Raw genomic sequence first — 23997 nt, forward strand, 5'->3', positions numbered from 1 at the left:
AGGATTACTGATATAGTAATCGTAAGATGAAAGCGCATAAAATACAGACAGTTTAAATTTGAGTACCTTATATAAAGCCCATCGAGCGGTTGCATCTAACGCTAAAGGCATCGATTACTTTGTTGGAGATATTCACGGCAATTTATCGGGGTTATTGGTGCATCTTCACAGTTTAGGGTTTAACTTTTCGACTGACCGTTTGTTTGCCTGTGGTGATCTTATTAATCGCGGCGAAAACTCTATTGGTTGTCTCGAATTATTAATGCAACCTTGGTTTTTTTCTGTGTTAGGTAACCATGAAGAGATGTTCTTGCGAAGTTTTGATGAACCAGCTTTTTATCAAGCATTAGTTAAAAATGGCGGCGAATGGATTAAAGCTTTGTCACACCAACCGGGCAAGCTAATGGCGTTAGCCCAACTTATTCGAATAAAAATGCCTTTAACACTCTCAGTGAGTAGCAAACATGGGAAAGTAGGGGTTGCACATGCAGACTCACCACAAAACTGGCAAGCAATTAGCTTAGATAACACCTGTATACATCATTGTTTGTGGTCTAGGCGCAATATGAATGAAAAAAACAAAGGGATAAAAATTGCCCAAATCTCTTTTACTGTTCATGGACATAATTCTGTGCATTCACCTGTAATAATTAATAATCAGATCTGGATTGACACCCTGCAATTTAGTGGTAATTTTACTATTTTATCTACTGCACAACTGGCACAATTAATAGTTTGATATGAAGCATTTGAGTAACGAAGAGCTATTAAGTTTAATTACTGCATGGCAAAATAAAGATCCGGTTGCCACACAGTTACTGATGGAATTAGCTTATGCAAAAATTAAAGAATTATCCTTGCAGCAAGTTGAAAACACACCAGAAGACGCCAATACCGCCTTTGTTTGTCAATCTGCAACAGACATTGCCCATGATGCGATTGTTAAACTATCACACGTCAATACCAGTTTGCCATTTGAAACACAACGGGAGTTTCATCGTTACCTAAATGCGGTTGTTAGAAGTACCTTTATTGACGCTTATCGAAAGCAAGTAAAGAGTGTGCGTAGAAACCCAGATAAAAGTCGATTGAATTTACAAGCTGAGCAATCATTTCCGACTAACCCTTATATCAAACATAGTATGAATTATGATTTGCTGTTTTTGTTAGAGTCACTAGAAAAAGAATACCCTAGACAAGCTGAAGTTATTCAACTTAGGTATTTAGCGCAACAAAAAAACAAAGATATTAGTCGCTTGTTAAATGTTTCAGTGAGAACTGTTGAAAATGACATTCGTTTTGCTAAGGCTTGGTTAAAAAATAATTTTTAAAAGTAATGTGGATTTTTTCTTATTTTTCGTCTCTTTCTTTTCAATGGCAATAGGCTATCTTACAAGCCGTTTATTTTGACGTTATAATAATAAGAGAGAACCATGCAGCACTGCTATTCAGCAATTTACTGTTCTGATTGTTTTTGTCCTGATTGTGGTGAACCATTAGCACAAAACGTTCAAACAAAATCATTGGAGGATATTGACCCAAGTCTCATAGCTTCTCTAGATGAAACTAAAATAAGGTCAATTTTTACCGGTGCAGTTCAACGGGTTCATTATTATAGCTTGCATCAATTGGAACATACCTACACCAAGAAATTAGGTTATTGCTATTATTGGCTTGAGCTTGAAGACGCTGAAGGTAATGAAAAAAAGATTAATATATCTGCATATCTTAACCATATAGAAACCATTAACGTTGGTGATATTGTCACTGTTTGTGGCGATTTTAATGATAAAATAACCATTCCACGTTTTAACACTATTGATCATAATATTATAAAAAACTTAGATCTTGCTTCTTGTGTTATTTTACATTCGAATAAAGCAGCCATTACCAGTAAACCGAGCAGTAAACCGAGCTTTGAAAACAATGCCATAGCAAAACCTAGAAGCATCTTTACCCGATTTAAAAGCCACATTTATGTGCATATTGCACTGTCATTAGCGTTATTTTTTGTCACATTTTATCTAACACGCACAGAAGTACCCGCTATTATTGTGTCGCTGCTGTATCTTTTGGTTGTAGTGCCTAGTTTGCTAGGTATTATAGGTCACCGCTTATTGCATCAGTATAATGAGCTCAATAGTACCCTAATCAAAATAGCAGCCATTACCGCTGAACAACTTGGCTGTAAAAATATGAAACGACGCTTTAAAAGTGGTGACTATTTTTGTCATGAGTGTAAGAGCGCTGTTGCGTTTGGATCTGTATATTGTGTAAGCTGTGGCCATAAACAAAGCGATAATGATAATTGGGCGTTTACTCAAAGCATGGAGTGAGTTTGCTTCCCTAGGTTGCTATGATAAAATACTGCTCCTTGTCATTCATCTTGAGTCGTTGTTGTGTCTTCTGAGCAGTTTTTAGCCCCCATCTTATCTTTTTTACAATGTGAAACGCCTGACGCTTGGATCAATGAAGCAAAAAAAGCTGAAAACTTAAATTTATTACTGATTGACCATATGATTTGCGAGCTAAAAGCAGGTCAAAGTGCATTATTTTTAATTAGAAAGTATGCACTAGATAAAAGTAGTAGCGCAGAGCTTTTAGCATGGTTTAAACCCTACGAAGATTTTATTTATAAAAAACAAGGTGATCTAGCAAGTTTAGGCCAAACACCTAAGTTATCTAAAGCCGTGGTACTCAAAGCGACGCCGAGTGACACGTTCACGCTATTCTCTCAGGATTTAGTTGATAAAATGATCTTATTAATTAAAGAGGAGTTGCATCATTTTTATCAAGTGCTTGAAATTATGACTCATCGGGGTATTGAATATCAAAATATTACCGCAGGTCGTTACGCTAAAAGCCTGCTCAAGCATGTTCGCACTTATGAGCCGCAAGCGCTGATTGATAAATTGATTATTGGGGCATTTATCGAAGCACGCTCATGTGAACGGTTTGCTAAGTTAGCGCCGCACCTTGATGATGACTTAAATCAGTTTTATGTGTCTTTATTGCGCTCAGAAGCGCGCCACTATCAGGACTACCTTACCTTAGCGCAGCAAGTCGCAGGTGAAGGGGTTGATATTAATGAACGAATTAATGAGTTTGCTCAGGTAGAGGCAGATTTAATTACCAGCCCAGATCAAGATTTTAAATTTCATTCAGGTGCGCCGATAAGTGTGTAACCGGCTATTTTAAAGGCTCGAAAACTAACTCCATGGTATCAGGCGTTACTTTCAGCCATGCTCCCTGTTCATACCAATCACCAAGTACAATGCGTTGGGCTTTTTTATCGTTAGCGACTAACTCATGTTTAGCGGGTCTGTGAGTATGACCGTGTATTAATATTTGGCACTTATATTGTTCAAGGCAGCTAACTACCTCATCGGGGGTAACATCCATAATGTCTTGCGATTTAACAGCTGTGGCAGCTTCACTTCTTTTGCGGTAATCAGCGGCTATTTTTTTTCGAACAAAAAGCGGCAGGCTTTTAATTAAGGTTTGCCACCACCATGAGCGCGATTTCTTGCGAAACTTTTGATAAGCAATATCTTTAGTACACAAGGTGTCACCATGCATAATAACCATATCTTTTTCATATAACTGAATTAAATCTACTTCGGGTAACAGTATCATTGCTGATTTTTTAGCAAAACCTTGCCCGAGCAAAAAATCTCGGTTGCCATGAATGTAATATATTTTAGTGCCAAAGCCTGACAAGGTAGTCAGGGCATTGGCAATAGTCACTAGGTAGTCACTATCATCGTCATCTCCAAGCCAAGCCTCAAATAAATCACCAAGAATATACAAAGACTGAGCTTTGACAGCTTCATATTTTAAAAAGCGAAGAAAGCAGTCAGTAATATCGGGTCTATTATCTGCTAGGTGTAAATCAGCAATAAAATAGGTGATTGGTTTTTTTTTGTCTGGCATTGGTAACGACTTCTAAGTAGTTATTTATTGGTATGGCTTATTCAACAATCGCAGATTCAATGACGATTTCGTCTTTGGGTACATCGCCATGACCAAACATATTGCCGGTTTCAACTAAGGCCATTTTATCAACAACATCCATTCCCTCAACTACTTCACCAAACACGCAGTATCCCCAACCTTGAATAGATTCATTTTTAAAATCTAAAAAGTCATTGTCATTTAAATTAATAAAAAATTGCGCTGAAGCTGAGTGAGGCTCTTGAGTACGAGCCATAGCCAATGTACCACGCTTATTGCCTAAGCCATTATTTGCTTCGTTTTTGATGCTCGCCCGGGTTTCTTTTTCTTCTAACCCTGGAGCAAAACCACCACCTTGTGCCATAAAGCCTTTGATCACACGGTGAAAAATGGTGCCGTTGTAATGACCATCTTCAACGTATTGTTGAAAGTTTTTTGCAGTATTAGGCGCTTTATCAAAGTTTAACTCAATTTTAATATCACCAAGGGTTGTTTTGAAAATAATCATAGGTTTCTCGTTCATGTTAAATATTTAGCCAAATTGTACGCTAAGTTTAGATAAAGTGCATCTGCTATGGTGATTCCAAACAACGCATGGGGTACAATCCTTTTTCAATTTATCTCTTTTATGTTTAATTAGCTGGAGTCGTAAAACCTCATGTTGCAGATATACAATACTTTAACCCGTAAAAAGGAAGCTTTTACCCCTATTAACCCAGGTAAAGTAGGATTGTATGTTTGTGGTTGTACCGTGTACGACTTATGCCATATTGGTCATGCACGCACTTATATTAGCTTTGATAATATTGCTCGCTACATGAGATTCTCCGGTTTTGAAGTGAATTATGTCCGCAATATTACTGATGTTGAAGATAAAATCATCAACCGTGCGGCGCTAAATAATGAGACGCCAGATGAATTAACAGCGCGAACTATTGCTGATATGCACGCAGATTTTGACGCGTTAAATATCGCGCGCCCCGATCTAGAGCCACGTGTGACTACACATATGGATGAAATCATCTCCATGATTGAAACCTTGGTTGCTAAAGAGCATGCCTATATTGCTGGTGACAATGCAAAACTTACCGGTAAGGGGGATGTGTTATTTAATGTTTCAAGTTATGCTGATTATGGTAAGTTAAGTGGTCAAAACTTAGAGCAGTTACAAGCAGGTTCAAGAGTTGATGTTGATCACTCAAAAAATAATCCGTTAGATTTTGTTTTATGGAAATCTGCTAAACCGGGTGAGCCAAGTTGGTCTTCTCCTTGGGGAGAGGGACGTCCAGGTTGGCATATAGAATGTTCAGCGATGAATGCTAAAGAGTTAGGCCATCATTTTGATATTCATGGTGGAGGCTCAGATTTACAGTTTCCTCATCATGAAAATGAAATTGCACAAAGTTGTTGTGCGCTTGATACGCCATATGTAAATTATTGGATGCATGCTGGTATGGTGCAGGTCGATCAAGAAAAAATGTCAAAATCATTAGGTAACTTTTTTACGATACGTGATGTACTTGCTCAATATGATGCTGAAACCGTGCGTTTCTTTCTTACAACCGGTCATTATCGCAGCCAGTTAAACTACTCTACCGATAACTTAACTCAAGCTAGAGCGTCATTAGAACGTATTTATACAGCATTAAGAGACGTAAAAATTAGTGATGACTTTGTACTAGATAAATCTTCAGTTCACGTTAAACAGTTTTGCCAGGCCATGGATGATGATTTCAATACCCCGCAAGCCATTGCGGTATTATTTGAGATCGCCAAAGAACTTAATGTGGTTAAAGATCAAAATACAGCACAGGCAGAAGTGCTTGCAGCTACGTTAAAAATGTTAGGTGCTGTTATTGGTTTACTTCAACTTGAGCCTGAAAGCTTTTTACAAGGGCAAAATGATAAAGATGAAGTTGCTGTTATTGAAGGTTTGATAGCTCAACGTAACCAAGCACGTATTGATAAAAATTGGGCGCTTGCCGATGAAGCAAGAGATAAGTTAAACGCGATGAACATTGTGTTAGAAGATAGCGCAGGTAAAACTACGTGGCGAAAAGCTTAAACAATACTGTATTATTGATGATAACTAAAAAAACCAGCAATGCTGGTTTTTTTATGTCGAATTACTACAAAGTTGACAAGTTTTTAGTTTTATTATTTACCAAATTGTTCACAGGCAATCAAAGTATTCTCAATTAGGCTTGCCACTGTCATTGGGCCAACACCACCAGGAACAGGAGTTATAAATGCTGCTTTTTCTTTTGCTAGCTCAAAACCGACATCACCAACAAGCTTTCCGGAGTCTAGGCGGTTAATACCTACATCAATAACAATAGCACCGTCTTTTATCCATTCTCCTGGGATAAATGCAGGCTTACCAACAGCCACTACAATTAGGTCAGCATTTCTGACTTTACTTTCGAGATCTTTGGTAAATCTATGAGTTGTTGTTACCGTACAACCAGCAAGCAATAACTCTAACGTCATTGGACGGCCGACAATATTCGACGCACCAACCACTAAAGCTTCTAGGCCGTGAGGCTTTATAGCGGTTGACTCTATCAGTGTCATAATACCTTTTGGTGTACAGGGTCGAAGGCCAGGTTGGCGTAGTGCAAGTTTACCAACATTGGAAGGGTGGAAGCCATCAACGTCTTTTTCTGGGTTTATATGTTCAATAATTAAATTAGCATCTAATCCTTGAGGTAAAGGTAACTGCACTAAAATACCATCAATAGCATCATCATTATTTAGCTCGTCAATTAATTGATACAGTTCATTTTGAGAAGTGGTTTCAGGCAAATCGTAGGAGCGAGAAATAAAACCAACTTCTTCACATGCTTTACGTTTACTACCAACATAAACTTGAGATGCTGCATCGCATCCAACTAAAATAACAGCAAGTCCGGGAGCACGTTGCCCATTGTTAATACGTAAGTTAACTTGTTCTTTAACTGAATCTCTAAGTTTTTTGGCAATAGCTTTGCCGTCAATTAATGATGCCGTCATAATACTTTATTGTAACCTTGAATAATTTCTTTAAATAAAAACGGTGTTATTTTGCCATAAACCCCAAGCTAGTCATAGTTAAGAGTTAGATTAAATTTTCATGAGTAACACATTAACGTCATCTACGCGGGATAAAATTAGGGTTTAGCATTATTTGTATAAATTTCCGCGCTTTTCGACACTAAACAAGCAAGTTGCACTAAAAGTGAACGAACGTTTGTTTTTTTATAAAAAAAGTTTGACTGGGCCCGCGCAACTCGGTAATATCCGCACCCGTTGAAAGCAGCTAATTTATTAGCTTGTTTTTTACAAATGTCGGTGATTAGCGCAGCTTGGTAGCGCACTTGGTTTGGGTCCAAGGGGTCGCAAGTTCGAATCTTGCATCACCGACCACTTTTTCTTTTAAAGTATATTGAAAGACAATGTGTTGAAAGACCAAGTATTGGTTTGGGTGTGTTCAAGTTCAGTCGTAAGTTCGAATCTTGCATCACCGACCACTTTTTCTTTTAAATTTTAAACGTTAAAGAAATGCTTTTGTAGGAAATGTGCGCCCTTAGCTCAGCTGGATAGAGCAACGCCCTTCTAAGGCGTGGGTCGCAGGTTCGAATCCTGCAGGGCGTGCCATACACAAAGGCAAAATGTAAAGTGTTATGGTGGCTATAGCTCAGTTGGTAGAGCCCCGGATTGTGATTCCGGTTGTCGAGGGTTCAAGTCCCTTTAGCCACCCCATCTTTTTCTTCATCCCTTGAAGTTTAAGAGTAAAGTTGAAAATCGGTGATTAGCGCAGCTTGGTAGCGCACTTGGTTTGGGTCCAAGGGGTCGCAAGTTCGAATCTTGCATCACCGACCACTTTTCTTCCTCTAGATTTACTGATAACCAAGAGTTGGTTTGGGTGTCATCAAGTTCAGTCACAAGTTCAAATCTTGCATCACTGACCACTTTTTATTAATTCTCCTAGCGAAAAATTAGATCCAAAGTTAAATTAATATCAAGAACTTGCGAAGCAATTCGACAAAATTGTCTGGAACAATTTTGAACGCACACAGTGCGACCCGAAGGGCGAAGTACAGGATGTACGCAGTAATCTTGCATCACCGACCACTTCTTTTTTTCTCCTAAAGCTAAATAAATTCTAAAGTGAAATAAAACATAAGAGCTTGCGAAGCAATTCGACAAAATTGTTTGTATTTTCTTTATTGTCATTATATATCAATGATTTGAACTGTTATAACCCTTGTTGTTGGCAAACGAATTAAGCTACTTCTAAAACATAATTTATAGGGCTAAAGTTTATCCTTGCAACTTATATAGTGCCTCGCTATAATTCCGCGTCATAAATTTTAACCGTTCGTATGAGCAAGGCACTTTTTTATTACAGGCTATTAAAAAGTTGAGTAAAAAATTGGTGCATTATAAGAAAGCGTAACACGCTAAGTTTTGAGGTATATAAATGCAAGTTTCAGTTGAGACTACACAAGGTTTGGAACGTCGTTTGACTATTTCTGTTCCGGCCGAAACAGTAGATGTTGAAGTTAAAAATCGTCTTCGTCAAGTAAGTAAAACCCAACGTATTAACGGTTTCCGTCCGGGTAAAGTGCCACCTTCAGTTATTCAAAAACGTTATGGTAAATCTGTACGTCAAGAAGTAGCTGGCGAAATTATGCAACGTAGCTTTGTAGATGCCATTGTTGCAGAGAAAATTAATCCTGCAGGCCGTCCATCATTTGTTGCTAAAAGCAACGAAGATGGTAAAGAGTTGAAGTTTGAAGCAACGTTTGAAATTTACCCTGAAGTTGAATTAAAAGATTTAGAAAAAATAGCGGTTGAACGTCCTGACGTTGAAGTAACCGATAAAGATGTTGATGAAATGTTTGAAACATTGCAAAAACAACATCAAACGTGGAAAGAAAACAAACGTAAAACTAAAAAAGGCGACAAGCTAACTATCGATTTCACTGGTCGTGTAGACGGTGAAGAGTTTGAAGGCGGTAAAGCTGAAGCGTTTGAACTTGAATTAGGCGCTGGCCGCATGATTCCAGGTTTCGAAAAAGAAATTACTGGCATGAAAGTGGGTGAAGAAAAAACCATTAAAGTTACTTTCCCAGATGATTACCATGCAGAAAACCTAAAAGGTAAAGAAGCTGAGTTTGATATCGTTGTCCATAAAACTGAAGGCTCTGTATTACCTAAAGTAGATGATGAATTTGCTAAGCTTTTCGGTATCGAAGAAGGTGGTGTTGAAGCCTTACGTGAAGAAGTAAGCAAAAATATGGCGCGTGAATTAACTCAAGCAGTTAAAGCTAAAGTTAAAGAGCAAGTCATTGAAGGTTTATTAGCCGGTCACGAAGTTGGCTTGCCATCTGCCTTAGTTGCACAAGAAGTTGATGTGCTTCGTCAACAAGCAATGCAACGTTTCCAAGGTCAAATGGATCCTAAAAACTTACCTGAATTACCAAGTGAAATGTTCAAAGAGCAAGCTGAACGTCGTGTAAAAATTGGTTTACTATTAGGTGAAGTCATTAAAGTTAATGAATTAAAAGTTGATAATGCTAAAGTTGATGAACTTATCGCAACGGCTGCTTCTGCTTATGAAGATCCTAAAGAAGTTATTGATTACTATGCTAACAATAAAGAACTAATGCAACAAATGCAAAATGTTGCCTTAGAAGAGCAAGCAGTTGAACTTTTAGTTGAAAAAGCTAAAGTATCAAACAAAAAAGCTAACTTTAAAGATATTATGAACCCTGAAGGTAAGTAATAGCGCTTTTTTATTGACAAAAAGCTTAGCAATCGCTTAGATTTAATGGCTTGTATGAATAGTTTCATACAAGCCATTTTTATTTGACATATTTTTACCTAATGCGAGTAGCAAAATGAAAGCTGCTTAGTTAAAGTAGTTAGGTATTTTATACTTAAGGGACGGAACACATTTGTTTAATTCTCAACTCAACTCACAGACAAACTCTCAAAATTCAGCTATCAGCCCAGAAAGTGCTTTAGTGCCTATGGTGGTAGAACAAACATCCAAAGGTGAACGCTCTTACGATATTTATTCAAGATTACTTAAGGAGCGAGTCATCTTTTTATGTGGTCAAGTTGAAGACCATATGGCAAATTTAATCATTGCCCAGTTATTATTTTTAGAGTCTGAAAGCCCAGACAAAGATATTTTTCTTTATATAAACTCTCCCGGTGGCTCGGTAACTGCAGGGATGGCAATCTACGATACTATGAAGTTTATTAAGCCAAATATTTCAACTGTGTGTATTGGCCAAGCTGCTAGTATGGGAGCTTTCTTGCTTTCAGGCGGTGAAAAAGGCAAGCGCTATTGTTTACCTAATGCGCGAGTAATGATTCACCAGCCACTAGGAGGCTTCCAAGGTCAGGCGTCTGACTTTGAAATACATGCCAAAGAAATTCTCTACATTAAAGAGAAGTTAAATCGTTTAATGGCTGAACATACCGGTCAATCACTTGAAAAAGTTTCTCAAGATACAGATCGAGATAATTTCTTAAGTGCAGAGAGCGCAGTTGAATATGGATTAGTTGACTCCATATTAGAACAAAGACAAAATTAGTTTTTATTTACGCTTAACGCTTAGGTGATATTCATTTATTAAAGATCACTTAACATAAGATGATAGAACTACTATGCTATAATTTATTTATAGAACTAGAATAGTGAAATTTAGTAGTTAATAATGGACTTGAAGATTTAGAGGTAGGGCATGACCGATATAAAAAGTGGTGACGGTGACAACGGTAAATTACTTTACTGCTCATTTTGTGGCAAAAGCCAACATGAAGTACGTAAATTAATTGCTGGCCCATCAGTGTTTGTGTGTGACGAATGTGTTGAGTTATGTAATGACATTATTCGTGAAGAAATAAAAGAAATTTCGCCAAAAGAAGAGAAAGCAGCATTGCCTTCTCCGATTGAAATTCGTGAAAGTCTCGATGACTATGTTATAGGTCAAAACCATGCGAAAAAAGTACTCGCAGTAGCTGTTTATAATCATTATAAACGTTTGCGTAATGGTGATACACATAATGGCATTGAATTAGGCAAAAGCAATATTTTACTTATTGGTCCTACAGGCTCAGGTAAAACGTTATTAGCACAAACGCTAGCACGTTTGCTTGATGTACCATTTACTATGGCTGATGCAACGACGTTAACCGAAGCTGGTTATGTGGGTGAAGATGTTGAAAATATCATTCAAAAACTTTTACAAAAGTGTGATTATGATGTTGAAAAAGCACAGCGCGGTATAGTGTACATTGATGAAATAGATAAGATTTCACGTAAATCAGATAATCCTTCTATTACTCGAGACGTCTCGGGAGAAGGGGTTCAACAAGCGCTATTAAAACTTATAGAAGGCACTGTGGCTTCTGTTCCACCTCAAGGTGGTAGAAAACATCCTCAACAAGAGTTTTTGCAAGTTGATACTTCTAAGATCTTATTTATCTGTGGTGGTGCTTTTGCTGGCTTAGATAAAGTGATCGAACAACGTTGTCAAACCGGTACAGGTATTGGTTTTGGCGCCGAAGTTCGCGGTAAAGATCAAGAAGTTACTTTAACCAAGCGTTTAGAAGATGTTGAACCGGAAGATTTAGTGAAATATGGTTTAATCCCTGAATTTATCGGTCGTTTACCTGTTGTTGCGACGTTACGTGAGTTAGATGAATCAGCATTAATTCAAATTCTACAAGAGCCTAAAAATGCGTTAACTAAACAGTTCACCGCGTTATTTGATATGGAAGATGTTGAACTTGAGTTTAGAGAAGATGCACTTATTGCGATTGCTCGTAAAGCGATGGAAAGAAAAACCGGTGCGCGTGGTTTACGTTCAATTGTAGAAGCGGTATTGCTTGATACTATGTATGAATTGCCTTCAATGGAGAGTGTTAGCAAAATTGTTGTTGATGAAACAACCATTAAAGGTGAGTCAAAACCTTTAGTGATTTATGACAGTCATCCAGAGCAAGCAGCTTCAGAATAAGTTGTATTGTTTTTTATTGAAAGAGCCCTTGTGGCTCTTTTTTTTTCATCAATTATTACTATAAACTTAACTTTATTGCTTGTAAGTTTTCTATTGATCCCCATATAGTTTTAATCTGTAATTTATAATAATTTTCAAAGAGACACACATGACTGAAGAATTATCTAGTGTAGTTGAAATCCCCGTTCTTGCCTTAAGAGATGTTGTTGTTTATCCCCAAATGGTGATCCCTTTATTTGTTGGGCGAGAAAAGTCTATTCGATGTTTAGATCTTGCGATGGAAAATGATAAGCAAGTTTTTTTGGTGGCCCAAAAAGATGCCAGTGTTGATGATCCTCAAGCTGATGATGTCTATCAAACCGGTACAGTTGCAACCATTTTGCAAATGTTGAAGCTACCTGATGGCACGGTAAAAGTATTAGTTGAAGGTGTTCAGCGTGCTCTGGTTACTGAGTTTGTTGAAACACAAGAGTATTTTAGCGCTAATATCGAATATATTACGGTAGAAAATAGTGCAGCAGATGATATGGAAGTATTGATCCGCTCAGCTATTTCTCAATTTGAAGGTTATGTAAAGCTTAATAAAAAAATTCCACCTGAAGTGCTTACTTCAGTGTCAGGTATCGATGATGCTGAGCAACTAGCTGATACTATGGCAGCACATATGCCATTAAAGTTAGCTGACAAGCAGAAAGTTCTAGAAATCATTGACGTGAATAAACGTTTAGAGCACTTGATGGCTCTGATGGAAGGTGAAATTGACTTGCTTCAAGTTGAGAAAAAAATCCGTACGCGCGTTAAAAAGCAAATGGAAAAAAGTCAACGTGAATACTATTTGAATGAGCAAATGAAAGCGATTCAAAAAGAGTTAAATGATGGTGATGAAACACCCGATGAACTTGAACAAATGGCTAAGCGAATTGATGAAGCTCAAATGCCGTCAGAAGCTAAAGATAAAACCTTAGCAGAATTACAAAAGCTGAAAATGATGTCTCCAATGTCAGCGGAAGCCACGGTAGTGCGTAGTTATATTGAGTGCATGATCAATGTACCTTGGAAAAAGCGCAGTAAGTTAAAACGTAACCTAGCATTAGCGCAAGAAGTGTTAGATAAAGATCATTACGGTTTAGATAAAGTTAAAGAACGCATTTTAGAGTATTTAGCTGTTCAACAACGTGTTAGCCAACTTAAGGGACCCATTCTTTGCTTAGTGGGACCACCTGGTGTTGGTAAAACGTCATTAGGCCAATCTATTGCCAAATCTACAGGGCGAAAATATATTCGCATGGCGTTAGGTGGGGTTCGTGATGAAGCTGAAATTCGCGGTCATCGTCGTACTTATATTGGTTCATTACCAGGTAAGCTAATTCAAAAAATGTCAAAAGTGGGGGTTAAAAACCCATTGTTTTTACTCGATGAAATCGACAAAATGGCCTCTGACATGCGCGGCGATCCCGCCTCAGCCTTATTGGAAGTGTTAGATCCAGAGCAAAATTCAAGTTTTAACGATCATTATTTAGAAGTGGATTATGACCTATCTGATGTAATGTTTGTTGCAACGTCTAATAGTATGGATATACCAGGCCCCTTACTGGATCGTATGGAAGTTATTCGTTTATCAGGGTATACCGAAGATGAAAAACTCAATATTGCTCGAAACCACCTTGTTAACAAACAGATAGAACGTAATGGCCTAAAAACAAAAGAAATAACAATCGATGATAGTGCGATTATTGGTATTATTCGTTATTACACTCGCGAAGCTGGGGTGCGAAATTTAGAACGTGAAATATCTAAACTATGCCGCAAAGCAGTGAAAGAAATTTTACTTGATAAGAAATTGAAGAAAGTTGAAATAAACCAAGATAATTTAAATGAGTACCTGGGTGTTCAACGTTTTGATTATGGTAAAGCCGATGAGCAAAACAGGGTAGGGTTAGTGACTGGTTTAGCATGGACTCAAGTGGGCGGTGAACTACTTACCATTGAAACTGCTTCAGTACCGGGCAAAGGTAAACTTACGTATACCGGCTCGCTTGGTGATGTAATGCAAGAGTCGATTCAGGCGGCAATGACAGTAGTACGCAGTAGAACTGAAAAGTTGCGTATTAATAATGACTTTTATGAAAAACGTGATATTCACGTACATGTACCTGAGGGTGCAACACCAAAAGATGGTCCAAGTGCTGGTATTGGTATGTGTACGGCCCTTGTTTCAAGCTTAACCGGTAATCCTGTTAAAGCCGATGTTGCTATGACCGGAGAAATAACCTTACGAGGTGAGGTACTTGCAATTGGTGGTTTGAAAGAAAAATTATTAGCAGCCCATCGTGGTGGCATAAAAACGGTTGTCATCCCACATGAAAACGAGCGTGATTTAAAAGAAATACCTGAAAATGTGAAAGCAGACTTAACTATTCATCCGGTAAAATGGATTGATGAGGTACTTGCTATAGCGCTTGAACAACCTGTTGAGCAGTGGCAGGCAGAGTGATTTTCGTCCGAAAAAAGTTGTTTTTTTATTAGAAATAAGCAAAAAATGACAAAAAGGGCAAAAAAATAGGAAAAAAACGAAATAAAGGCTTTTCAAACGCTGAAACTATGTTAAGTTAACTACGCTTATGTCGCTAGACCCCTTGTTCAGTATACCTAAGAGGTAATATTGATTCGGGTTTAGTCGTAATAGTATTTTTCTAAACTCGATGCTTGGTGTTCAAAAGAATTAATAAATGATCTAATCAATTTTAATTTCTGCAGGACGAACTTTTATTGAACTCTTACGAAAGAGAGATAAAAATAGCGTTGTAATAATAACAAATTAAGGGGTATACACTGTGAATAAATCTCAACTTATCGAGAAAATTTCTGAAGGCGCGGACATTTCAAAAGCTGCTGCTGGTCGTGCATTAGATTCATTTATTGGCGCTGTAACTGAAGAATTACAAAGTGGTGAGCAAGTAGCATTAGTTGGTTTTGGTACTTTCTCTGTACGTGACAGAGCAGCTCGCACTGGCCGTAACCCACAAACTGGCGCAACTATCCAAATTGCTGCTGCTAAAATCCCATCTTTTAAAGCGGGTAAAGCGTTAAAAGATGCTTGTAATGACTAATATTTAAAGAATTGTTTTTAGTAATTCTTAAATTATTAAAAGACCACCACTAGGTGGTCTTTTGCTTTTAGTCTATTTATACCATTAAGTTGATTAAGTTGATTAAGTTCTTTCCCACTCAGCAAGAATTAAAAGTAAATTAAGAAAATAAAGCAATCTAGCACTTCAAGCGGTGGACGGCTTCTGCTAAAATCGCGAGCAACAAAAAAGTACAGCTAGATCTATGGGTATTTTTTTAAACTTATAGAAATTAGCTATATCAGCGATACCTTAAAATAAACGAGATAAAGATGTTAGAAGATATTAGAGAAAGCTCGCAAGGGGTAACGGCCAAAATTATCCTTGGTCTTATTATATTAACCTTCGCTGTTGCAGGCATAGGTAGTTACACCAATTCAGTGGACACTTCAGTTGCAACCGTTAATGGTGAGAAAATTAGCCAGCAAGAATTTAATAAAGCTTACCAAGCTCAGCGTAGCCGTATGGCTCAACAATTTGGTGAAATGTTTGAAACTTTATCAAGTGACAGCAGTTACATGGCAAACTTTCGTCAAGGTGTTTTAGATAACCTAATCAATGAAAAGTTAATTGATCAAAGCACACAAGCGTTGGCAATGCGTGTTTCTGATGCGCGTATCAAAGAAACTATAAGAAAAATGCCTGAATTTCAAGTTGATGGTGTTTTCGATAATAACCGTTACTTAGCTGTTATCAATCAAGCTGGCTTTTATCAGTCGTCAGCTTTTCGTGATTACTTACGTGTCGAAATGTCACGCCGTCAGCTGTCTCAAGCATTAGTCGCAACTGAATTTAATCTACCTTATCAAGAAAAACTACAACAAAACTTACAAAACCAAACGCGTGATATTCGTTACGCGACTATCTCAGCCAAACAATTTGAAGCGAGTGTTGAAGTTGGTGATGATGAAATACTTGCGTATTACCAAGCAAACCAAGCACGGTTTGAAAATAAAGAAAAAGTAAAAGTGGATTTTATTCGCTTAAGTGTTGAGGATATAGCGAAAAGTATTGAAGTATCAGAAGCAGATGTTGCAGCTTATTACCAAGAAAATATTGCAAGCTTTACCCAGGCAGAGCAGCGTCGAATAGCTCATATTTTAATAGCGTTTGATGAAGGTGATAGCGAAAGTGAGTTAGCAGCTAAAGCTAAAGCTGATACTGTGCTTAACCGCCTTGCTCAAGGTGAAGAATTTGCTGAGCTTGCTAAAACATTATCAGATGATACCTTCAGTGGTGAAAATGGTGGCGATTTAGAGTATTTAGAGTCAGGTGTTATGGAAGAGGCCTTTGATAAAGCAGCATTTTCTTTAACTACGGTAGGAGATACTTCAGAATTAGTTAAAACCAGCTATGGATATCATGTCATTAAGCTGACAGAGCTTAAACCTCAAGTAATAAAGAGTTTGACAGAGGTTAAAACAGACCTATTTGATAAGCTAAGTAAAGAGAAAGCCCAAGATCAATTTTACCAGCAAACTCAAGAAATGGCCCGTGTAAGTTTTGAGTTTCCAGACAGCTTAGATGATGCTGCCAGTACAGTGAATGCCTCAATCGAAACCTCTCAATGGTTAGCTCGAAATGGAAACCCTGCACCTTTTGATGACGTGAAAGTCATTGAAGCTGCTTTTTCTGACTTAGTGTTACAAGACAACATGAATTCTGACGTTGTTGAGCTAAGTGATAGTGTTGCGTTAGTCTTGCGATTAAACGCGTATCAAGAGGCAAATGTAAAACCTCTTGAGGAAGTTACTGCGTCAATAACTAGCATTTTAGTTGCCCAAAAAGCTACTGAACAAGCGCAAAGTATTATTGATGCATTATTGATTGAGTTTAAATCTGGTAATGATATTACAGAGCAGCTCACTAAAAACTACGCAAGTTTTACTACTAAAAAGAGTTTGGCCCGTTATGATGCAGAGTTAGATCAAAGTATTACCCGTGAAGCGTTTGTTTTGCCTCACCCAAGTGAAGGTATTATTTCGGCGTCAACCGTTGCCTTAAGTAATGGTGATTTAGCATTAGTTGAACTACAGGCGGTTAATGTAGTTGATGCTGAAGTGAATCCGCAACTTAGCCAACAGCAAACGTCTCAGTTAGCACAGTCTGCCTATAAAAGTTATGTAGACTCACTAAGAGCAAATGCTACCATAACCAGTAAAACTGTGGTTGAACCTGCCAACTACTAGAAAAATTTGAGTAGCGAGTTTTTACTCGCTACTCAAACATTTACCACTTTGAGCTAGCGTGTTTTTCTGTTGGGCTTAAGCTGAAAGTTTTGGTTCATTAACAATTTTTGAGTGACCTTGTGTTGAGGGTTGTTCATTACCTCTAACGTTTTTCCTGATTCCACTACCTTACCTTGCGATAGCACCATAATATCATCACTAAAATGGCGAATAATACCTAAGTTGTGAGATATTAAAATGTAGGCTAAGCCCATCTGTTGTTGAAGATCTAACAATAAGTTGATCATTTGTGAACGAAGCGATGGATCTAAAGCGGCCAAGGCTTCATCTAAAATAATCACTTGTGGTTGCAATATTATTGCTCTTGCTAAAGAGATACGTTGTTTTTGACCACCAGAAAACATATGGGGATAAAAGTTCATATGATCGCCAAGCAAGCCGACCTTTTGTAATGTAGTTCTGATCAATTCTTTACGTTTGTTGACATCAAAAGACGTGTTTAACTTCAGCGGTTCATCTAATAACTGCAAAATCGTTAAGCTAGGATTGAGAGTCGTGCCAGAATCTTGAAAAATCATGCGAACATGCTGACACCTATGCTTAAAGCTGCCTTTTTTTAATAGCTGGTCATTGAGATAAATACTTCCGCCACTTGGACGCTCAGCGCCCACTAAAATTTTGGCAAGTGTTGATTTTCCCGATCCAGCTTCACCAATAATGGCTAAGGTTTTATGGGCTTCCACACTAAATGAGATGGGTGACAATACAGTGGTTGACTTGCGGTTTAACCAAAAGCCCTGTTGTCGATAGGATTTACTTAAGGCGTCTACTTTAAGGAGTGTTGTCATGTTAGCAAGCTCCCTTGACTGCTTTAGCAGATGATTTAACAGCCTTAGCGGACGATTTAATTGGCAGTAATGGGAAATGACAACTTACCTTATGACCATGGAAATTGGTGACAGTAGGCGCTATTACGCAAGCTTTTTGTGCTCTTGGGCAGCGTGGACCTAATCGACAACCAATAGGTAAGTGTTGCAAAATAGGAATACTTCCGGGTAGCGTCATTAATCTTGACTTTGCTGGTAAATGAAAGTTAGCACTGGGACTACTATCAACCAATGCTTTGGTGTAAGGATGTAAAGGTTTGTTAAATATTTGCTCAGTGGTGCCAGCTTCAACAAATTGTCCGCTGTACATCACAGTGATGGTATTAGTCCAATGAGTGATATTTTCAAGGTCATGGCTAATAAGTAATATCGACATTTTTTTTAACTGATTCAAGCTGGCTAGTAACCTAAAAATTTGACCTTGGTTAGTATTTTCCATTGCGGCTGTAGGCTCATCAGCGATTAATAACATAGGTCGCCTAGCTAGCGCTATTGCTATCATTACCCGTTGGCATAGGGTTTCTGTTAATTGATGTGGATAACTATCAAGACAAGTATCAGGTTTTTTTATTCCTACTTTATGTAGTAGTTTGACAGCAGCTTGGTTGCGTTGTTGTTTTTTTTGCCAAAAAAAGCCAGTTAATGATTGTTCGTCGATTGCCTCTGATAATTGTTCACCAATGGTTGTGGTTGGATCTAGGCAAGCCATCGGCTCTTGAAAAATCATTGCGATGTCACGAGAAAGAATAACTTTACGTTCTGCTATCGATAATCGTAATAAATCAACGCCGCGCCAATGAAACCTATCGGCATGCACATGCCATTTATCGTTTAACACACCTACAATAGCTTGTGCTAGTAGAGACTTTCCTGAGCCGGACTCACCTACTAATCCTCTTACCTCGCCTTCTTTCATTGATAAACTGACTTTATCAACAGCCAAAATCCTTTGTTCGTCATGTAGTAGCTCAATAGATAAATTTCTGATATCGAGTAAATTCATTATCTGTCCTTGCGTAGCTTTAATGCATGACGGATGCCTTCACCAACTAAGTTGGTGGCAACAACAGCGAATAAAATCGCTAATCCAGGTAAATATACTGTCCATGGGGCAATGTAAAATAAATCTAAGCCGTTCGCTAAGGTTGCTCCCCATTCAGGTAATGGAATTTGCGCACCTAAACCCAAAAAGCCTAAGGTAGCAATATCTAAAATAGCAGCCGATTGTGCTAGGGTGGCTTGACTCATGATCCGGTCGACAATATTAGGAAAAATAGAGTAGTACAGTATTCTAAATTTACTCGCGCCATCAAGGCGTGAAGCAAGCACATAATCTTTTCGAGACTCTTCTTTAACAGCATAACGAGTGATATGGATAAACTGTGGAATTAAAACCATAACGACTGCCCACACCGTATTATTAATACCAGGCCCCAAGATAGCCACAATAATAATAGCAAGCAGCAGTGATGGTATAGAAAGAATTACATCAAGAAAGTGGTTTAAAAAACTAGACTTTAACCCTGTGGTTAAGGCAGATAAAGAGCCTATAACCACACCAACAATAAGCGAGGTAATAACCACAACAAAACTTAAGCCAAAAGTTAGTGAAGTTCCATACATTAATCGAGAAAGCATATCTCGGCCTAGCTCATCTGTGCCGAGTAAATAACTAACGTTGCCGTCAGCATGCCATGCTGGAGGTAATAACAGCATATCCAATTGGCCTTCAACAGGGGAATGAGGTGCCAAAATGGGACCAAATATTGCTAACACTATAAGAAAGATAAAGCAGCTAAATCCAGCCATTGCCACTGGTGTTTTACGAAAGATTTGCCAGTGCTGCATAAATGGAGAAGGGAAAACCTCTTCTAGATAAATTTTATCACGAGCCATCTTATTTGCCTCTAGCGAGTGGGTTGAGTGCTGCATAAATAAAATCGGTAAAAATATGCACAACAAAGATAAAGCATGATAATACTAACAACCCACTTTGAATTGCTGTGTAATCACGATGATAGATACTTTCGATTAACCACCGACCAATGCCTGGCCAACTGAAAATTACCTCGGTTACCATGGCAATAGTGATTAAATTGGCAAATTGTAAACCAACATGGCGTATTATTTTTATTAAGGCATTTCGTATCGCATGACGAAAAATAATTTGTTGAAATGTCAAACCTTTAGCATTTGCTGCTTTAATATAGCTCGTTTCTAAAACCTCTATCATGGACGTTCTTGCTAATCGTATAAAGATAGTGGCGGGTGCCATAGCAACAACAAACGCAGGGAGAATTATATGAGCAGTGGCATCGCTGAAGGCTTGCCATTTATAGGGACTATCGCTTAACAATATGTCAATAAATTGGATACCTGTGATGAGTTCAATTTCAAATAATAAACTAATTTTTCCGGCAGAAGGGAACCAACCTAAAGTAATTGAAAAGGTTAATATTGCTAATAGACCTAACCAAAAAACAGGTATTGAATACCCTAGCATAGATACCGATAAAATAATGTTGTCTGTGGCTTTATTATGTTTAATGGCCGCTATAAAGCCTAAAGGTATTCCTATCAACATAGCAACGAATAGGGCGGCAAGACTTAGCTCAATAGTCGCGGGTAATAAACTTAGAATTTCTTTGCCGATATCTGACTGGCTTGCCATTGAAATGCCTAAATTACCATTGATTATGTGTTCAAGGTAGACGATATATTGCCAGAAAATATTGCTCTGTGTTTGATAACTTTGCTGTAGATTGGTTAGTTGAGCAGGGGTGGCATTTATCGCACCAGACATATTGACTAAGGCGTCGCCAGGAAATAGAAAGCTTAAACTAAATGATAATACCGTTAACAGTATCATAGTAAAAATAAATAAACTTAATCGACGGAGGGTAAAAATGAGCATATTTAGTTTTCACCTACTTCAGTGTCACTATCATTGTGGTGTTCAACCTCGTCAAAATCATCATCATCTGACTCAATGATTCTGTTGTTTTGTAGGACGCCGTTTTTTGCTACGGGATAAAAATTTATGCCACCAAACGGTGCTAATACTTGCCCAGTGACGTTATTTCCCCTAGCCTGATAACGTTTTGAGTGTGCAATAGGGATCAAAGGTACCTCTTGCGCTAGGATCTTCATTGCTTGGGCATAATGCTTTTTTCGAACCTTAGTGTTAGTCGTTTGCAATGCTTTTTGAATAATATCATCATATTCTTGATTACACCAAAAGGTTGTATTGCTGCCGGTCTGTGTTGCAGAGCAACTTAGCATAGGTGAGAAAAAATTATCGGGATCAGGATGATCGGCTGACCAGCCTAATAAAAAGCTTTGATGTTCGCCTAATTGCAGTCGGTGTAAAAAAGCATTCCATTCATAGCTGACAATTGTGACCTTGATACCAATATTTTTTAAATCGGCTTGAATAAGTTTAGCCATAGTGATGGCATTGGGGTTGTAAGGACGTTGCACGGGCATTGCCCATAAGTCCATGCTGAACCCTTGTGCATAACCAGCAACTTCAAGTAAACTTTTCGCTAAGATCGGGTTAAACTCTTGTTCTTGTACGTTTTCATTATATGCCCACGATGTTTTAGGCAATAAAGAATTAGCTAATTCAGCTTTGCCTTGGTATACAGCGTCAAGTAATACTTGCTTATTAATCGCATAACTGACGGCTTGTCTAACAAGTTTATTATCAAATGGCGGTTTGTTCACATTGAAGCCAAAATAACCAACATTAAGTGCTGTGACAGCTTCTAGCGTTAAGTCTTTATGTTGTGTTATTTTTTCATGGGCAATGGGGTAAGCGGTAACATCGCATTCTTTGGCTAATAGTTTAGTTAATCTGCCAGTATTACTGGGAGTGATATCGTAAACTAACTGTTCAATTTGTGCTGGTGGCTGCCAATATTGCTCATGGCGATAAAAGCGAATGAGCGAACCCACGCGATATTCTTTGAGTTTAAAAGGACCCGTGCCAATGGGAAAGGTATCAATATTAGCTTTCACCTTTTGCTGCATGAGTTGCTGTGCGTACTCGGCAGATAAAATAATGGCAAAATCGGTAGCAAGGTTTGCTAAAAAAGAGCTGTCTGCATGAGAGAGATGAAAGCGAACAGTGTACTCATTGATTTTTTCAACATCCTCTATAAGATCGTTCAACCCGATATTTTGAAAAAATGGGTAATTGCCACCAGAAACCCAGTGAAAGGGATGTTGAGAGTCTAAAATACGATTAAAACTAAACATAACATCATCAGCGTTGAGAAAGCGACTGGGAGTGAAATATTCGGTTTGGTGAAAGGCGACATTTTTGCGTAAGTAAAAGGTAACCTTTTTGCCATCTCGGGTAACATGCCAAGACTTTGCTAAAGCGGGCACAAGCTTGTTTTCTTTGCCTTTGTAGGCAATTAACCTATCGTATAGTTGATTTGAGGTCGCATCTATTGTGGTGCCCGAGGTCACTAATTGTGGATTAAAGGTTTCGGGAGAGCCCTCGGCGCAATATATCACACTGTGTTCACTTAACGACACAATGCTCTCGTTGTTACAACCAAGCAATAACAATGCGCCCAGGCAAGAAGATAGTAAGTTGGTGACGTTATTCATCGACTTCATTGCCATCGAGTAAATTATATTTTTTTAAGTAGCCTCTTAATTGATGATAAGTTAACTCTAACGCTTGCGCGGTTTTCTTTTGGTTATATTGGCAATGAGCCAGTGCTGATTTTATTAGATCTATTTCATAGGTTTGCGATAAAGACTTTAATGACTGTGGAAATTCAGTATGAGCAAAAGACGCTGAGCTAGAAGTTATAGGTGATTCTGTATCGGTATTGCGGTTTGGCTCATGGGCAGTTGACATAGGCGCGGCACTTTCCTCTTGCACTTTTTCTGAGACATGCACACGATCATGGGTTTTAATTCGCTGGCTTGGTCTAAAGGGCGATTCAAAGGGATCAACCACTAAATTATCTACCGGCAGGTGCGGATTGTTACATCGATAAACACTACGCTCAACCACATTTTTTAATTCACGTATATTACCAGGCCAATGATATTCAAGCATGGCGCGTTTTGCTTTTTCAGTAAAGCCACTAAAGAGTTCAAACTCTAATTCACGAGCCATATTCACAGCAAAGTGTTCAGCTAACATTAAAATATCATCTAGACGCTCTCGCAAAGGCGGTAATGTGATGACATCAAAAGCTAAACGATCGAGTAAATCTGCTCTAAATTGCCCTGAGGCGGCTAGAGAGGGCAAATCTTCATTAGTAGCTGCTACCAGTCGAACATCAGTTGTAATGGTACGAGAGCCACCAACACGTTCAAATTCACCGTATTCTACAACACGTAATAGCTTTTCTTGTATTAATCCTGAAGTATTGGCAATTTCATCTAAAAAGAGCGTACCGTTGTCGGCGCGTTCAAATCGACCTTCATGACGCTTACTTGCTCCAGTGAATGCTCCTGAGTCATAGCCAAATAGCTCAGTTTCAAGTAAATTTTCATTCAACGCCGCACAATTAAGTTTTAAATAGCTCTGTTCCCAGCGCTTAGATAAGTAGTGCAAGCGAGCGGCGACGAGTTCTTTACCTGTGCCTCGTTCGCCAATGATCAATACTGGTTTACTTAGCTGTGCAATTTGAGATATTTGCTCTAATACTTCGAGAAAACTGTTTGATTGTCCAAGAAGATTGTCTTGTTTATTAAACCGCGACATGCTCTGACCTAACTTTTGGTTTATTTCACTAACAAATAGTGTATTTCATTAATCGATTAGATGGTAGTACTTTTTAAGTATTTAATA

General features: G+C 38.2%; 20 protein-coding genes and 4 tRNA genes. 15 read left to right on the forward strand and 9 right to left on the reverse strand.

What is annotated here, in order from left to right:
- The first annotated feature begins 58 nt into the window (after window positions 1-58).
- The 4 genes from ABXG98_RS16485 to miaE all read left to right on the forward strand — a co-directional run bounded on the left by ABXG98_RS16485 (window position 59) and on the right by miaE (window position 3185).
- Window positions 59-739 carry a metallophosphoesterase gene (locus ABXG98_RS16485; RefSeq protein WP_353539797.1) on the forward strand — a complete coding sequence of 227 codons (681 nt, stop codon included), beginning with the start codon at window positions 59-61 and terminating at the stop codon, window positions 737-739.
- 1 nt (window position 740) lies between these two features.
- Window positions 741-1331, forward strand: a complete 591-nt coding sequence (locus tag ABXG98_RS16490) for a sigma-70 family RNA polymerase sigma factor (protein ID WP_353539798.1) — start codon at window positions 741-743, stop codon at window positions 1329-1331.
- A 102-nt stretch (window positions 1332-1433) separates the two neighbouring features.
- The gene (locus tag ABXG98_RS16495; RefSeq protein ID WP_353539799.1) at window positions 1434-2336 is read left to right on the forward strand and encodes a hypothetical protein; all 903 of its coding nucleotides are present in this window, start codon (window positions 1434-1436) and stop codon (window positions 2334-2336) included.
- A gap of 63 nt (window positions 2337-2399) precedes the next feature.
- Window positions 2400-3185 carry a tRNA isopentenyl-2-thiomethyl-A-37 hydroxylase MiaE gene (gene miaE, locus ABXG98_RS16500; RefSeq protein WP_353539800.1) on the forward strand — a complete coding sequence of 262 codons (786 nt, stop codon included), beginning with the start codon at window positions 2400-2402 and terminating at the stop codon, window positions 3183-3185.
- A 4-nt stretch (window positions 3186-3189) separates the two neighbouring features.
- On the opposite strand, the gene ABXG98_RS16505 is transcribed toward miaE, so the two are convergent.
- Entirely contained in the window at window positions 3190-3933 is a 744-nt protein-coding gene (locus ABXG98_RS16505; protein WP_353539801.1) for a UDP-2,3-diacylglucosamine diphosphatase, read from the reverse strand.
- 37 nt (window positions 3934-3970) lie between these two features.
- The gene (locus tag ABXG98_RS16510; RefSeq protein WP_353539802.1) at window positions 3971-4462 is read right to left on the reverse strand and encodes a peptidylprolyl isomerase; all 492 of its coding nucleotides are present in this window, start codon (window positions 4460-4462) and stop codon (window positions 3971-3973) included.
- 150 nt (window positions 4463-4612) lie between these two features.
- On the opposite strand from ABXG98_RS16510, the gene cysS reads away from it, so the two are divergent.
- On the forward strand, window positions 4613-6019 hold the full coding sequence (gene cysS, locus ABXG98_RS16515) for a cysteine--tRNA ligase (protein ID WP_353539803.1): 1407 nt from the start codon (window positions 4613-4615) through the stop codon (window positions 6017-6019).
- 92 nt (window positions 6020-6111) lie between these two features.
- Here cysS and folD read toward each other — a convergent pair whose 3' ends face one another.
- A complete protein-coding gene (gene folD / locus ABXG98_RS16520) occupies window positions 6112-6966 on the reverse strand; it encodes a bifunctional methylenetetrahydrofolate dehydrogenase/methenyltetrahydrofolate cyclohydrolase FolD (RefSeq protein ID WP_353539804.1) in 855 nt (284 codons plus the stop codon).
- A gap of 316 nt (window positions 6967-7282) precedes the next feature.
- Between folD and ABXG98_RS16525 the strand changes: the two genes are divergently transcribed.
- From ABXG98_RS16525 to ABXG98_RS16570, 10 genes are all read left to right on the forward strand, one after another.
- Window positions 7283-7359 (forward strand) — tRNA-Pro (locus ABXG98_RS16525).
- Between the two features lie 154 nt (window positions 7360-7513).
- Window positions 7514-7590: transfer RNA gene (locus ABXG98_RS16530), tRNA-Arg, on the forward strand.
- A gap of 29 nt (window positions 7591-7619) precedes the next feature.
- Window positions 7620-7695: transfer RNA gene (locus ABXG98_RS16535), tRNA-His, on the forward strand.
- A 43-nt stretch (window positions 7696-7738) separates the two neighbouring features.
- A tRNA-Pro gene (locus ABXG98_RS16540) sits at window positions 7739-7815 on the forward strand.
- A gap of 601 nt (window positions 7816-8416) precedes the next feature.
- Window positions 8417-9724: a trigger factor gene (gene tig, locus ABXG98_RS16545; protein WP_353539805.1), complete on the forward strand. Its 1308-nt coding sequence runs from the start codon at window positions 8417-8419 to the stop codon at window positions 9722-9724.
- Between the two features lie 220 nt (window positions 9725-9944).
- Window positions 9945-10544: an ATP-dependent Clp endopeptidase proteolytic subunit ClpP gene (gene clpP, locus ABXG98_RS16550; RefSeq protein ID WP_353539856.1), complete on the forward strand. Its 600-nt coding sequence runs from the start codon at window positions 9945-9947 to the stop codon at window positions 10542-10544.
- Window positions 10545-10694: 150 nt separating this feature from the next.
- A complete protein-coding gene (clpX, locus tag ABXG98_RS16555) occupies window positions 10695-11972 on the forward strand; it encodes an ATP-dependent protease ATP-binding subunit ClpX (RefSeq protein ID WP_353539806.1) in 1278 nt (425 codons plus the stop codon).
- Between the two features lie 148 nt (window positions 11973-12120).
- Complete coding sequence (gene lon, locus ABXG98_RS16560; protein WP_353539807.1) at window positions 12121-14466, forward strand: endopeptidase La; 2346 nt, start codon at window positions 12121-12123, stop codon at window positions 14464-14466.
- 340 nt (window positions 14467-14806) lie between these two features.
- The gene (gene hupB / locus ABXG98_RS16565) at window positions 14807-15082 is read left to right on the forward strand and encodes a nucleoid-associated protein HU-beta (RefSeq protein WP_353539808.1); all 276 of its coding nucleotides are present in this window, start codon (window positions 14807-14809) and stop codon (window positions 15080-15082) included.
- Window positions 15083-15372: 290 nt separating this feature from the next.
- Window positions 15373-17289, forward strand: a complete 1917-nt coding sequence (locus tag ABXG98_RS16570) for a SurA N-terminal domain-containing protein (RefSeq protein WP_353539809.1) — start codon at window positions 15373-15375, stop codon at window positions 17287-17289.
- A 53-nt stretch (window positions 17290-17342) separates the two neighbouring features.
- On the opposite strand, the gene ABXG98_RS16575 is transcribed toward ABXG98_RS16570, so the two are convergent.
- From ABXG98_RS16575 to pspF, 6 genes are read right to left on the reverse strand one after another with little or no spacing between them, the layout of a single operon-like run.
- Complete coding sequence (locus tag ABXG98_RS16575; RefSeq protein WP_353539810.1) at window positions 17343-18137, reverse strand: peptide ABC transporter ATP-binding protein; 795 nt, start codon at window positions 18135-18137, stop codon at window positions 17343-17345.
- Window position 18138: 1 nt separating this feature from the next.
- Window positions 18139-19179: a peptide ABC transporter ATP-binding protein gene (locus tag ABXG98_RS16580; protein ID WP_353539811.1), complete on the reverse strand. Its 1041-nt coding sequence runs from the start codon at window positions 19177-19179 to the stop codon at window positions 18139-18141.
- Complete coding sequence (locus ABXG98_RS16585) at window positions 19179-20072, reverse strand: ABC transporter permease subunit (RefSeq protein WP_353539812.1); 894 nt, start codon at window positions 20070-20072, stop codon at window positions 19179-19181. Before ABXG98_RS16585 ends, ABXG98_RS16580 begins: the two co-directional genes overlap by 1 nt.
- 1 nt (window position 20073) lies before the next feature.
- The gene (locus tag ABXG98_RS16590; protein ID WP_353539813.1) at window positions 20074-21090 is read right to left on the reverse strand and encodes an ABC transporter permease; all 1017 of its coding nucleotides are present in this window, start codon (window positions 21088-21090) and stop codon (window positions 20074-20076) included.
- A gap of 2 nt (window positions 21091-21092) precedes the next feature.
- Complete coding sequence (locus tag ABXG98_RS16595) at window positions 21093-22796, reverse strand: ABC transporter substrate-binding protein (protein ID WP_353539814.1); 1704 nt, start codon at window positions 22794-22796, stop codon at window positions 21093-21095.
- Window positions 22789-23910: a phage shock protein operon transcriptional activator gene (gene pspF / locus ABXG98_RS16600; protein ID WP_353539815.1), complete on the reverse strand. Its 1122-nt coding sequence runs from the start codon at window positions 23908-23910 to the stop codon at window positions 22789-22791. The genes ABXG98_RS16595 and pspF overlap by 8 nt, the downstream gene beginning before the upstream one ends.
- Between the last annotated feature and the right edge of the window lie 87 nt (window positions 23911-23997).

This window comes from Colwellia sp. KU-HH00111 (assembly GCF_040362745.1).
GTDB lineage: Bacteria > Pseudomonadota > Gammaproteobacteria > Enterobacterales > Alteromonadaceae > Colwellia.

Bases quoted from the DNA above. Each gene is read 5' to 3' on its own strand.
- pspF (WP_353539815.1), bottom strand. From the start codon at position 23,910: ATGTCGCGGTTTAATAAACAAGACAATCTTCTTGGACAATCAAACAGT.
- ABXG98_RS16510 (WP_353539802.1), bottom strand. From the start codon at position 4,462: ATGATTATTTTCAAAACAACCCTTGGTGATATTAAAATTGAGTTAAAC.
- lon (WP_353539807.1), top strand. From the start codon at position 12,121: ATGACTGAAGAATTATCTAGTGTAGTTGAAATCCCCGTTCTTGCCTTA.
- cysS (WP_353539803.1), top strand. From the start codon at position 4,613: ATGTTGCAGATATACAATACTTTAACCCGTAAAAAGGAAGCTTTTACC.
- ABXG98_RS16570 (WP_353539809.1), top strand. From the start codon at position 15,373: ATGTTAGAAGATATTAGAGAAAGCTCGCAAGGGGTAACGGCCAAAATT.
- ABXG98_RS16590 (WP_353539813.1), bottom strand. From the start codon at position 21,090: ATGCTCATTTTTACCCTCCGTCGATTAAGTTTATTTATTTTTACTATG.
- ABXG98_RS16495 (WP_353539799.1), top strand. From the start codon at position 1,434: ATGCAGCACTGCTATTCAGCAATTTACTGTTCTGATTGTTTTTGTCCT.
- clpX (WP_353539806.1), top strand. From the start codon at position 10,695: ATGACCGATATAAAAAGTGGTGACGGTGACAACGGTAAATTACTTTAC.
- tig (WP_353539805.1), top strand. From the start codon at position 8,417: ATGCAAGTTTCAGTTGAGACTACACAAGGTTTGGAACGTCGTTTGACT.
- ABXG98_RS16490 (WP_353539798.1), top strand. From the start codon at position 741: ATGAAGCATTTGAGTAACGAAGAGCTATTAAGTTTAATTACTGCATGG.
- ABXG98_RS16575 (WP_353539810.1), bottom strand. From the start codon at position 18,137: ATGACAACACTCCTTAAAGTAGACGCCTTAAGTAAATCCTATCGACAA.
- folD (WP_353539804.1), bottom strand. From the start codon at position 6,966: ATGACGGCATCATTAATTGACGGCAAAGCTATTGCCAAAAAACTTAGA.
- ABXG98_RS16505 (WP_353539801.1), bottom strand. From the start codon at position 3,933: ATGCCAGACAAAAAAAAACCAATCACCTATTTTATTGCTGATTTACAC.
- ABXG98_RS16595 (WP_353539814.1), bottom strand. From the start codon at position 22,796: ATGAATAACGTCACCAACTTACTATCTTCTTGCCTGGGCGCATTGTTA.
- ABXG98_RS16585 (WP_353539812.1), bottom strand. From the start codon at position 20,072: ATGGCTCGTGATAAAATTTATCTAGAAGAGGTTTTCCCTTCTCCATTT.
- ABXG98_RS16580 (WP_353539811.1), bottom strand. From the start codon at position 19,179: ATGAATTTACTCGATATCAGAAATTTATCTATTGAGCTACTACATGAC.